This is a genomic window from Thermoplasmatales archaeon, assembly GCA_026127925.1.
Classification (GTDB): domain Archaea; phylum Thermoplasmatota; class Thermoplasmata; order Thermoplasmatales; family Thermoplasmataceae; genus JAKAYB01.
Map to the genome: position 1 here is coordinate 84,537 of JAJSLM010000001.1, position 12,413 is coordinate 96,949.

General features: G+C 42.5%; 10 protein-coding genes and 1 tRNA gene. 5 read left to right on the plus strand and 6 right to left on the minus strand.

All coding sequences use genetic code 11. The features are described 5' to 3' along the window. Positions 1 to 152 precede the first annotated feature (152 nt). The 3 genes from LVQ96_00445 to LVQ96_00455 all read right to left on the minus strand — a co-directional run bounded on the left by LVQ96_00445 (position 153) and on the right by LVQ96_00455 (position 2,365). Positions 153 to 923: an ABC transporter permease gene (locus LVQ96_00445; GenBank protein MCW6169628.1), complete on the minus strand. Its 771-nt coding sequence runs from the start codon at positions 921 to 923 to the stop codon at positions 153 to 155. Beyond that, complete coding sequence (locus LVQ96_00450) at positions 923 to 1,876, minus strand: ABC transporter ATP-binding protein (GenBank protein MCW6169629.1); 954 nt, start codon at positions 1,874 to 1,876, stop codon at positions 923 to 925. Before LVQ96_00450 ends, LVQ96_00445 begins: the two co-directional genes overlap by 1 nt. A 210-nt stretch (positions 1,877 to 2,086) precedes the next feature. Continuing rightward, entirely contained in the window at positions 2,087 to 2,365 is a 279-nt protein-coding gene (locus LVQ96_00455; GenBank protein MCW6169630.1) for a hypothetical protein, read from the minus strand. Positions 2,366 to 2,731: 366 nt separating this feature from the next. Here LVQ96_00455 and LVQ96_00460 point away from each other — a divergent pair, with 366 nt between their 5' ends. Further along, positions 2,732 to 4,033, plus strand: a complete 1,302-nt coding sequence (locus LVQ96_00460) for an MFS transporter (GenBank protein MCW6169631.1) — start codon at positions 2,732 to 2,734, stop codon at positions 4,031 to 4,033. Positions 4,034 to 4,117: 84 nt separating this feature from the next. Continuing rightward, positions 4,118 to 5,032 (plus strand): thioredoxin-disulfide reductase, encoded by a 915-nt coding sequence (gene trxB / locus LVQ96_00465; GenBank protein ID MCW6169632.1) that lies wholly within the window; start codon positions 4,118 to 4,120, stop codon positions 5,030 to 5,032. 98 nt (positions 5,033 to 5,130) lie between these two features. Here trxB and LVQ96_00470 read toward each other — a convergent pair. Together LVQ96_00470 and LVQ96_00475 are read right to left on the minus strand one after the other, a co-directional pair. After that, a tRNA-Gly gene (locus LVQ96_00470) sits at positions 5,131 to 5,202 on the minus strand. 35 nt (positions 5,203 to 5,237) lie between these two features. Continuing rightward, a complete protein-coding gene (locus tag LVQ96_00475; GenBank protein MCW6169633.1) occupies positions 5,238 to 6,488 on the minus strand; it encodes a Glu/Leu/Phe/Val dehydrogenase in 1,251 nt (416 codons plus the stop codon). 146 nt (positions 6,489 to 6,634) lie between these two features. Here LVQ96_00475 and LVQ96_00480 point away from each other — a divergent pair, with 146 nt between their 5' ends. Next, entirely contained in the window at positions 6,635 to 7,525 is an 891-nt protein-coding gene (locus LVQ96_00480; protein ID MCW6169634.1) for a 2-hydroxyacid dehydrogenase, read from the plus strand. A gap of 16 nt (positions 7,526 to 7,541) precedes the next feature. On the opposite strand, the gene LVQ96_00485 is transcribed toward LVQ96_00480, so the two are convergent. Then, the gene (locus LVQ96_00485; GenBank protein ID MCW6169635.1) at positions 7,542 to 9,947 is read right to left on the minus strand and encodes a DNA polymerase II; all 2,406 of its coding nucleotides are present in this window, start codon (positions 9,945 to 9,947) and stop codon (positions 7,542 to 7,544) included. A gap of 160 nt (positions 9,948 to 10,107) precedes the next feature. Here LVQ96_00485 and LVQ96_00490 point away from each other — a divergent pair, with 160 nt between their 5' ends. Then, positions 10,108 to 11,292, plus strand: a complete 1,185-nt coding sequence (locus LVQ96_00490) for a beta-eliminating lyase-related protein (GenBank protein ID MCW6169636.1) — start codon at positions 10,108 to 10,110, stop codon at positions 11,290 to 11,292. After that, positions 11,289 to 12,386, plus strand: a complete 1,098-nt coding sequence (locus tag LVQ96_00495; protein ID MCW6169637.1) for a CBS domain-containing protein — start codon at positions 11,289 to 11,291, stop codon at positions 12,384 to 12,386. The genes LVQ96_00490 and LVQ96_00495 overlap by 4 nt, the downstream gene beginning before the upstream one ends. The last annotated feature ends 27 nt before the right edge of the window (positions 12,387 to 12,413 follow it).

Below are 12,413 nucleotides of genomic sequence, written 5' to 3' on the forward strand. Positions count from 1 at the left end.
TAACATAGTATTAATCTAAAGTGGCCTGGTCATTCGTGGAAGTCATTTTTCAAGTTCTAGACACTCTTCTCGCCTGAAGCCTTCAACAGACCGTCTTCAGAATTCTTCATAGTTATTCGCTTAAAGAGTAATGGTGTGGCAATGTGCTGATCCTAAGCTCCAATTCTTACTCTTCTGTACATGATCATTGCAAGGATGAAGAACAGTGCCATGATTCCGGTCATTTCAAGTGTTGTCGTCATAGTTGCTGAGTTTATGCCGGACACCATAGAATCCCTGACTATGTTGCAGACTAGGCTGACAGGGTTCACCGATGAAATAGCTCTTAGCCAGGTTGGTGTTGATGATGTTATTGGATAGAACGCTGTGCTGGCAAAATCAAGGAAGAAGAACAGAACTATGGTTATTGTATTGTAAGCTTGCATGGATTTTGCTACAACTGCTATTATAAGAAATAGAGAAGTGAAAAATACAGTCCCTATTATTAGCGCGATTATTATGTAAGGAATTGAAAGGGTAGATAGTATGAATGTTGCATTTGCTGAAAAGGCAAATCCAAGCATTATTAGACTCCCCCCAAGGGAGAACACGATTGATACAAAGACAACCCCAAGAAGGTAATCAGATCTTCTGAACGGACCAACCATCAACTGTTCAAACATGCCCCATCTTCTGTCCGCCCACAGGAGGCTTCCACCGATGTTCCCAGCCGTGAGAGTCTGCATCCCTATAATTCCGGGTGCTAGAAACGAGACGTATGATATTTTTACCGTTCCATACTCAAAATCCGGGACAATGCCCTGAAACATGAGGCCAAGTACAAAGAAATATAACACAGGAAGACCAAGAAGAAAGGCTAGAGTTCCTGGATCTACGTTTACCCTGATATTTCGTATCGTAAGTTTAATCGATGAAGGAATCATTATCGGGCCACCACCTGGAGAAATACGTCATCTAAAGTCGGGTTATTTGTAGAAATGGTTTCAATGCTAACGCCAATCGATCCAAACAAACTGAGGATTAAGGGCAAAGTTTTACCCATGTTCTTTATTATAAACTCAGACTCCTTCTCGCTTATTGAATATGCCTGAATATCAGAAATTTTGGAGAATTCTCTCTTTAATCTCTCTATTAAATCTGAACCCACTTCCAAACTGAACTTCATTTCGACCTTCCTCAGATCGCCATAAGAGTTCTTCAAAGAAACCGAAGTACCTTCTGCAGAGATTATACCGTTATTCATAATCCCGATTCTATCGCATAGGTAATCAGCTTCCTCAAGTATCTGTGTTGTAAAAAGAACAGTAAGGCCCTCCTTGGCCTTATTTCTGACAAAGTTAAGGACGTCCCTTCTCATTATTGGATCCATACCGACAGTAGGTTCGTCAAGGAACAGCACTTCCATATCATGCATGAATTCTCTAGCAACCTGAACCCTCTTTTTCTCGCCACCTGAAAGCTCAAACATTCTCTTTTTCCGTAAGTGTCCGATTTTGAAGAGGTCCATGAGGTATTCCATTCTGTTCGAAGCTTCTTCCTTAGGTATTTCCCACAGAAGCTGGTAAATCTTGAAGTTACCTTCAACTGTAGTGAAATCGAAAGCTTCACCCTGTTGTACGACTCCAATGAGTTTTCTTATTTTAGTTGCTTTATGAACTACATCCATCCCGCACACCTCCGCATTTCCTGAGGTAGGAGGAATCAATGTTGTCAGAATCCTTATTGTGGTAGTTTTTCCCGCGCCATTTCTCCCAAGAAGGCCATAGATCTCTCCCTTGGAAACAGAAAACGTAAGTCCATCTACTGCGTTTGTTTTGTTGTTATAAGATTTAACAAGATTATTTACAGCAATTTTGAATTCACTGCTATTGCTCACACAACCTTATTCTGAACAATATTAAATAACCTCTTCTTGGAATATTCCTTAAAGATGCTTTCTATGGGTAACAGAGCCGGAAATAAAGAATAGCACCAAGAATATCCTTAACATGATTTAAAAGGTATCCAAGTCGACGAGTGTTGAGAGTCTAGTTATAATCTACGATAAGCTTAACAAACACGCACATAAGAAATTTTGATCACGCAATCACTTTTTTATGTGCTTATATGCGTATACAAACGTGGCTACATACACGGAAACGAATGCAACAATGAAAAACACAGAAAGAGGATGCGTGTAAACAGACATATAAAACTTTATTCCTGTATGTATTCCTCCACTTCCGCTCGCATTATGATTTGTTAGATTCTGTATTTGGTAATTTTTTTCAACAGCGAATATGCTCGTAAACTGGTAGATCAAAAACAAAAGCAAAAGTACTGTGTCCGAGAGGAAAAGAATAAAAAATTTTCTTAATGGTTTCATTTCATCGTACTCCTAAAATTAATAGTACGAAAATGCATAATTACTTTATCCTTGCAAACCCCTTAGTTTCTGTCAAGGCGGTATTTTTCTTACTTTGAGAACTAGTTGGATGTACTAACTAATGTTTTCTTGATTCTCAAATCGATCCTTCTTATGCAAGATATCTAATAAATAGTACGGGCCAAGACATTACAAGGTTAAGGAGAAATATTGTCAGTCTAAGGAGTTCGATGACAGATCTGTAGACCAAGAAGAGAAAATAAGATTCTAGTGTTCCAGATCAATCTATTAATGGTTCGCATCTGGAAACTGATTTACAGATTCACTAACGAAAAAATGCTTATGTCTCGAGTGTATAGGCTTGGGATGGAGAATCAACCTTTATCAACCGTGTACTGGAGGAATGTTGTAGCTGCATGGTCTGGATGGGTAATGGATGGATACGTTACCAGCGCATATGCTCTTGTAACAGTCACTGTTGTAACGAGGCTTCTTATGCCACCTGATTTCGGCCTAGTCGGCGCGTTGTTCGGCCTGGCTTTGATATCTGTACCACGTATCTTTGGTTCGTTAATATTTGGCAATTTTCTGGGGGACCGGCTTGGCAGGAGGACAATGCTCACTGTTACCGTGGTGGGATTTTCACTTTCGAGCTTTCTTATCGGTTTCCTACCGACGTACAAAAGTTACGGAAACCTGGCAACTGCTCTCCTTTTCACCCTTTTGATTCTTGTGGGTCTTTTCGCCGGTGCCGAATATGGCGGTGGAACGGCCCTTGCAACTGAGAGCGTTCCTGCAGAAAAGAGGGGCTTCATCGGCTCTTTCGTGCAGAGCGGCTTTGGCATAGGGTATTTTATAGTTACATTGGTATACATAATACTAACACTCGAATATCCTGGAAATGCGTTCGAAACTATCGGATGGAGAATACTTTTCTTCACAACACTTATCCCAGGAATAATTGCACTTATCTCTAGGCTTGGTGCAAAAGAATCCCCTGTGTTTAAAAACATGAAGGAAACAAAATCCATACAGAAAGAACCTGTAATATCAATGTTCAAGAACGCTCCAAAATATGTTGTGCTTGGAATAATAATTTGCGCTGGATTACTGTTGGTAAATTCAGGAACTATAAGTTTCTATCCAACTGTTATGGAGAGCAATGCCATTTCAATCACAACTGTAGGGTATATCCTTCTTGTAGCAAACGGAGTTTCGCTTATGGGGGTATGGATAGGTGGATTCTTATCTAACTACATACCGGGCCGGAGACTTGCACTTTTGATCTACTCTTCTATATTCCTTGTTTCAATATACCCCCTTACAATCCTTGGCACGTCTTTTCATTCTATTTCTGACCTATACATAAGCTATAGCATACAGTCATTTCTCATGGCCGCAATATTTTCCACGCTTCCTAGTTTCCTTGCAGAGAGCATAAGCAAGAAATTCAGAACAACTGGCATCGGATTCATTTACAATTTTGGAGGTGCGATAGGTGGATTCGCTCCGCTTTTCATCGAATTGATTATTCCGCATTACGGAACATTCAACAGTTGGATCCTAGTCCTCTTCGTCGCCACCGTGGCGCTGTTGATAGCTATTATGCTGTCTAAAGAAACCTGGTCAAAATCAAAAAGTGGTCATAAAGATAGCATAACAGAGTAGGTCGGGCAACACAATCAGCTTAGGGATGGGTAACTTTTACTATTGTCGGAGGCATTACCATGTCAAAGGGTAATGGTGGTTTAATTGGTTGAAAACGTGATCATAATAGGTTCAGGTCCAGCAGGACTCACATCCGCTATATACACGTCGAGGGAGGAATTTTCTCCTTTAGTAATAAGCGGCACGAACGCTGGAGGTCAACTGCTTCTGACATCGTCTGTTGAGAATTATCCGGCGTTTCCAGACGGAATACTTGGCCCGGACCTCATAACGCTCATGAGAAAGCATGCTGAGAAATTCGGTGCTCGTTTTGCTGAAGGTGATGTCATTTCGGTGGATTTCAAAGGCAATCCGCTCAAGATTAAGACGACCTATGGGAACTATGAATCCAAGACTGTTATAGTCGCAACAGGGGCTTCTGCAAAATGGCTTGGAATCCCATCTGAAAGTTCTTTCATAGGCAAGGGCGTTAGCAGCTGTGCAACTTGTGATGCTCCTTTTTTCAAGAATAAGTCTGTGGTAGTTGTTGGAGGTGGAGACACAGCTATGGAAGATTCACTGTTTCTCACAAAGTTTGTGAAGTCTGTAACTATTGTGCACAGGAGAAACGAATTCCGGGCATCGAAAATTATGCAGGAAAGAGTACTCTCAAACCAAAAAGTTAGTGTTATTTATAATGCCGTTGTGGAAGAAGTGGAAGGCGATATGAAAGTCAGGAGCGTTGTCATTCGAGACGTAGAGACCAACAAGACAAGCGAGCTTCAGACGGACGGTGTGTTCGTTGCAATAGGGCATACTCCGAACACCAATTTTCTAACAGGACAGCTTGAACTTGACAGTAAAGGTTTCATAGTTACAACGGAAGAAGTGAAAACAGCTATTCCTGGGGTTTTTGTTGCAGGTGATGCTGCTGATAAAAAGTACAGGCAGGCTATTACAGCAGCTGGAAGTGGTGCTAAGGCGGCTCTTGAGGTAAGGGAATATCTTCAGAATCATTGATTGTTTATACTTTTTCAAAAGAATTTGTTTTGGACTCCTTTTCTGTAAAATTTCAAAGCGAAATTGCAAAAACAATTTTTCAATCTAAAAATAAAATGTGCGGATGCCGGGATTTGAACCCGGGTTAAGGGCTTGGGAAGCCCCTGTGATAACCACTACACTACACCCGCTCATGAAAGGTAGATAAAAAAGGAGGTTAAAAAGTCTAGTACCAACCTCTTGATTTAGCTGCGTCTGCCACTCTCTTAACAGCCACGATGTATGCAGCAGTCCTGGTGTATACGCCGTATTTCTTTGCTGTGTCGAGAACAGCTTTGGTAGCTTCTGTCATCCTGCTGTCCAGTTTCTTGTGTACGTCTTCTTCGGTCCAGTAATCGCCTGTGTTATTCTGTACCCATTCAAAGTATGACACAGTGACACCGCCAGCGTTCGACAGGAAATCTGGTAACACCAGAATTTTATTTTTCTCGAATATTTCGTCGGCCTGCGGAGTGCTAGGCCCATTTGCAAGCTCCAGGATTATCTTGGCCTTAACTTTGCCAGCGTTTTCTGCGGTAAGTTGTTCCTCTATTGCAGCTGGCACAAGAACGTCCACCTTTAGCTCGAGCAGTTCCTCGTTAGTGATGTTCTTAGATCCCGGGAAGTTCACGACCGAACCAGTCTTCTGCTTGTGTTCCAGAAGCTTATCATAATCGACTCCGTTCTCCACATAAATTGCCCCTTTTGTGTCGGAGACCGCCACAACCTTGGATCTGAACAGTTCTTTCGCAAGTTTCACTGCAAATTCGCCCGCGTTCCCGAATCCCTGGACGGCAATCGTTGCTTTCGAAAGATCAAGACCTATTGATTTTGCTGCTTCTCTTAGTACGTACAAACCTCCACGTGCTGTAGCATCTCCTCTTCCAAGAGATCCCCAGTTTTCAAGCGGCTTACCCGTAATAACGCCGGGAGCAGAATGTCTTACGATTTTTTCGTACTCATCCATCATCCAAGCCATGATCTGTGGTGTCGTGTAAACATCTGGTGCGGGTACGTCTATCTCTGGACCGATAAAGTCTGCTATTGCTCTTATATAGCCTCTGCTTAACCTTTCCAACTCACCCTTGCTCATTTTCTTGGTATCGCATATTACGCCGCCCTTTGAACCACCAAGTGGCAGATTCAGCATTGCTGTTTTCCATGTCATCCACGCAGAGAGTGCCTTAACTGTTGAGAGGGTCTCTTGCGGATGGAATCTTATTCCACCTTTTGCTGGTCCCCTTGCAGTGCTGTATCTAACACGGAACCCGGTGAAAACTTTTGTTTCGCCGTTGTCCATCTTCACAGGTATGCTCACCTGAAGAATTGCTTGGGGTTGACTGAGTAACTCTAGCGCTTGCTTATCCAATTTCATCACGACTGCAGCTTTTTTTAATTGCTGCAGGGCTATGTCAAATGGATCTAAACTTTCTGGCATATTTTCACCTAATACCTTTTATCAAAGGCAACATGATATTTCATGGCTATAGTTTAATATTTCACGACATTTAATAGCATGACTACATGTATCATCAGACATTCCAATAATGCAATATTTTTATTTCTGGCTTTAATTGACCGATCATGAGAATAACTATCCTAACAGGAATGGAAGTTAAGGAATCTGTTCTTAAACAATGTTCCGATATAGTTGGATCAAAAATCACCCAAAATCAGCCAGATGGGGCAGAAGTCCAGATCGTGACCAACCATTTTGTTCCGACTCCGAATCTCAGACTCGTTCAAACGTTAAGTGCTGGTGTCGATCATTTTGATTTTTCAATACTTCCAAAGGGGGTAACGGTGTGCAGCAATGCCGGTGCATATTCTGATCCTGTTGCAGAACACGCATTTGCTCTACTTCTGGCCAATGAGAAGAAAATTTGCAAATTCGTTCGAAAAGCACAAAACGGAGTATTTGAACGCGAAACGGTTGGCACTTTATCTGGAGCTACACTTGGCATTTTTGGTTTTGGAGGCATCGGTAGGAGTGCGGCGAGGATTGCAAAAGCCTATCGTATGAGAGTCGTCGGTTATTCAAGACATCCGGTTGAAGATCCCAACCTGGATGAATTCGCTAGCAGCGTCGAAGAATTATTCTCAAAATCAGATATTGTTTTGATATCCATTCCATTGTCGAACCTGACGAGGGGGATCGTCTCCCGCGACCTCCTGAAAAAATTCCATGGTAATGTGATAATAAATGTTGCAAGGGCGGGAGTTGTAAATGAACAGGATATGCTTGAATATCTTAGAAATAATTCAGATTTCTATTATCTCACAGATGTCTGGTGGAACGAGCCAAATGTTTCCTTTCCAATTCCAGAAAATGCAATTCTGACCCCTCATGTCGCAGGAAACGTTGATGAATCCATAAGTTCATGGCGATTCATCTATGCGTGCAAAAACATAAAAAAATTTATTGATGGATACCCTGAAAACGTTGTAGATGTTTCCGAATATGCAAAAAAATGAAATTTTCTTAGAAATTTTAGAATTCGAAAAGCGTTGACTGCTGCTTGGAGGTTTTTTCCTCATCTTTAATCGGTCTTGCAATATCTGATGAAAATTCCATTAATTTTGACTGGCTAAATGGAATAACCTTTCCGTAGTCTTCTTCCAAGCCTTCCAGGACTCTGTTCAACGTTTCTTCTATTCTGCGCGCATAATAGTCCCAATCAGGTCTGTCCGTAAATGGGGCACCGTCTATGAATGGCTCGACTTCCTGCGGTGTTTTCCTACTGTTTGTGACAATCCAGGAAACTTTCATTCCAGGAATAAAAGTCTCTCCGCGCTCAATGAGTTTCTTTGCAATTCTAACATTTGCCAGGGATTTTTCGTCCTTGTATTCACCGTGTTCACCGAACTTCTTCACGCTCCTGGATATAACTAGCTTTGAAATATCGATCGACTCGTCCCCCCTTTTTACCATGGTCAGCAAGTCGTTCCTGTAGTTTATTGCTCCATCCACATCTCTGTTCATTATGAACTCGAAAACTTTTGAAAGCGCTTCGCTTTGCAGATCGAAGGAATCGGTCCTTCTCACCTCATAGCCACGGATGAGGATCTCACCTTTTTGCGTCTCAGGATATACTATACGTCCTGCATATCTCTTCTTTGCTCCATGCGAAAAGAACGGATCCATTACCTTCTCAAATTCCAATATTACACCCTGCTCCCTGGAGAGGCGTTCACTGAGTGAATTTCCGACCTTGACAGCATCCTCTGTGCTCTTGCTCTGCGATTCTATGAATATACTGTCTGTATCTCCGTATATAACACGGTAATTTTCGCGTTCCAATGATTCAATTAGTGAAGTTATCGTGTTCCTGGCGTAGGCTGTTATGGCACCTCCTATCTCTATGTTAGTGAACCTGTAGAATGACGAGGCCATAACTCCATAAAACGTGTTCATGAGGATCTTAATTGCTCCCTGGACGCCATCAAGATAATCCCTCTCATCTCCAGATACCACTTTCATCTTCTTCTTTATCTTGTCTCTCTCTTCCATTAGGTTCCGCAACAGTCCAGGTATGAGGCCTTCTTTCTGCTGCGTGCTCAAAAATCTTATATTGTTGGGGGCAACGATGTCACCTTTTGAATCAAGGGTGGTAAAGCAGATATTGTACTTCATCATCATCGATGGATACATGCTCTTGAAGTCCAGTACTATTACATTGTCATATATTCCGGCACCAATGCTGTGCACGTAACCTCCTGTAATTGGGGACTCCTTCAGGCTGCGGTTAGTCATGGGTACGCCGATACCGGCCCTGTCAGCCTTCCTAATTAGAAGCGAATCTACATAATTGCTTGTTCCGCCATTAGTAACATCGTCCAATGGCAACTTAGTTACAGTGCTCATAAAGAGATTGCGGTCTATAATTCTCAGTTTAAGGAGTATCTTCAAAGTCAGGTCTGCATCCTTGATGCAGTATGCAGTCACCTCGTCGGGCCGATTGTTCCACTCTTCCTCAATTTTCAAGCGATTGATATTGTCCTTTCCCTCTCCCAGCATCTTCATGGCTACATAGTTCAGGGTCTCGTGCTTGGGCTTAAGAACCTTCTTTACTGCCCACCAGGTGTCAAGGATTATTCGTCCGTGCAGCCTCCAGTACTGATTCTGGACTCTGCGGGGTTCTTCAAAGTCTCTCCCAATAGTGAATGGGATTCCGTAACTGTTCATGCGCTCTTCAATTACGGGTAGATCGTAGCCGTCGCTGTTGTAGCCCGTAAGTATATCCGGATCCCTCTCATTTATGAGGCGGACAAAGTTCTCAAGGATTTCATTTTCCTTTCCCCTAATGGCTCCTTTTTCCCATTCCTTACCATTAAATATTGAATAACCAATTACAAGAATTCGCCCATATTTCTTCATTTCTTCGGGCGTTATAGCATTTTCTATGTCAAAGCTCAGGATTTTCAGGGGTGGATTGAATTCTGGAATATTTGAAATACTCTTGATCCTCACAACATAATCGGTAGTGAATTTAGTTTTGTCCATCGGATCGATTTCTCCATCAATCTCAACGCAAGACCCAAGGTCCATGTCGTATATGAATCTGTGATGAAAGGGGATGTCCGCGGCGAGAACCTTGAACTTGGGCTGGCAGATCTCCCTTAAAGACGGAACTTTCCACGGGGACTTGATATAAATTCTCTTGACTCTTTTTGTTTTTCCGTCAACCCATAGTTCTTTCTCCTCTTCCCTCTCGTACTCCTCGTTTGAGCGATATAGATTCATGCATGTTTCGTCCGGTTCGACTATATCAAAGTAAGGCTTGAATCCAAAGTAAAGAGCGGTGGCAGAAGAACCTTCCTCAGTCCTTCCGAAAAGCTCTACGGTAACGTCACTTGCTCGGTACGATGCCGCAAGTATTCGCATTTTCAGTTTCATTCGAATGAATATACCATTTAGGGCTTTAACCTCTTCGTTTTCTCTTACTCTAATCTGAGGCAAAGAAACATTTCATGCAAGAATAATCGGATCACTGCGGGAAGGCATACGATAGCAATTAATACATCCTTAACGTACATTTTAAAGAGATGATTAATTTATGAGCAAAATTTTAGAACTTGTCGGGAAGCATGACTCTTATAGATCAGAGACCCTCAACCTTCAGGCATCAGAAAACATACTGAGTCCAAATGCAAGGAAAGCCCTGTCGTCAGATATGGCTTCAAGATATTCCCTAACACTTGAGCATGAAGGCTATAACGCATATGGTGGGACAAAGTACATGGAAGAGCTGCTTGAAGAAGTGGAAAAGCTGGCCTGTGAGGTCTTTAGATCAAAGTATTCAGAGGTGAGACCGCTTGGTGGACACATTGCAGCGGAGGTGGTTCTGCTGTCACTTGTAGATCGGAAGCGCAATATAATGTCTATATCGGAAGCCAACGGAGGATACACTGGGTACCAGAATCAGTACCTTCCGCAGATAATGGGATTCAGCAATTATAACATACCATATGACGGGCCTAAGCAAGAAATCCTTCTCGAGGATCTTGAACGATTGCTTGAATCACTTATGCCACGTCTGATTGTACTAGGGCAGTCATTCTTTGTTAAACATTATGATCTGAGGTCCCTAAGGAATCTTTGCCACGATCACGGCTGCAAACTGGCGTACGACGGTTCACATGTTATGGGCCTGATAGCAGGTGGCGCTTTCCAGTCGGATGTGTTGAACTACGTTGACGTATTGTTCGGTTCAACACATAAGTCTTTTTTCGGTCCGCAGGGAGGCATAATATTGACGAATGATGAAGAGATTATAGAATCTATTAGAAGAAACATAACATGGAGGGCTATGGATAACTATAACCCCAGCAGGCTTGCATCACTGGGTGTCGCTATGGAAGAAATGAGACAGTACGGCAAAGACTATACCAGAAAGGTGGTAAAAAATTCTTTGGATCTGGCAAAATCCCTCTCAAATGCAGGGCTGACACCAAGATTTTCTCCCTGGTATACGGAGACACACCAGATCTTACTGTCTGAGGTTGCTCTTTTACCTCTTGGGACCAACTTTGAAGGATTTAGTAATATATTAGAAAGAAATTACATTGTGGTCGACCGTGAAGGGCGAATAGGGACGTCAGAAATTTCCAGACTCGGCATAGACGAAGTTGAAGAGATTGGGGAACTAATAGTTTCCGCGCTGAAAGGAAATGACGTTTCCGAAAGGGTGAAAAAGATCCGAAGAGAAGCAGAAATACATTATTGCGAGGGAGTTGAATGAAAGTAAAAGAAGTGATGACAAAGAATAACCTGGTTACAGTTAAGGCATCTTCACTGGTGTCGGAAGCATGGAACAAGATGAAGGAAACTGGTATCCATCAGGTTCCCGTTGTTTCTGGGAACAAGTACGTCGGAATGCTTAGTTATCGGGAGCTGCTAAGGAGAAGAAGCATCAGGCCAAGCTCTAAGGTGGAAGCTTTTATGGCGAAAACACCGAAAGTTGATGAGAACGAAAAGTTCGAGACGGCCATAGATCTTCTGAAAGATTCCGGAATGGCAGCAATACCGGTGGTTCGTAAAGGCGGCGTTCTCGTCGGAATATTTTCCAGATCGGATATTCTGAAGAACATAGATACAACACATGGCATGAGCAGTGTTCCAGTTACGGACCTGATGTCTGATGATCCTGTTGTCGTTAAGGAAACGGACATGATTCCAGAGGCTATAGAAAAAATGAGGAGCCTTGATGAATCTGAAATTCCGGTTGTTGATGATAAAGGAAGACTCTCGGGAATCCTTATGATCAAGAACATTGATTCAAGGGCAATGTTCCAGGCGGAAGAAAAGAAACGGCGGGATTATGGTCAGCCCCAAAAGCTCGAGATTGAAGCACGGTCGTATATGCAGGAACCATATAGTGTTACGAGGGAAGCGACGATCGGAGAATGTTCTAAATTGCTCATTGAAAACAAACTGCATATGATCCCCGTTGTTGATGACGGAGGAAAACCGGTTGGCGTGATCGATGTTTCAGATATCATAAACTCGATAGATACCGGTAAAAAGAAGTCTGGCATACTTGTGCAGGTCTCAGGTCTCGGCCCGTGGGACGACGATCTATACGACACAATATTTTTTGAATCCGGGAAATTTATTTCTCAGATCCAGAGACTTTCAGGTATTTCAAACGGTACATTTACAGTGCACGTTACTAAGTATGAAAACGGAGGTCGAACGAAGTATTCTGTTCGAACCAAACTTTTTGGAGGCAGTTTCAATATGTCCGTGGACGACCATGACTGGAACTTTGGTAAATGTATCTCCCGCATTTTTGAAACCTATGAGGGCAGGATCAAAAAGAGCAAGGTGAGATGAACGTCCGGGGAACTCATTGATCGGATT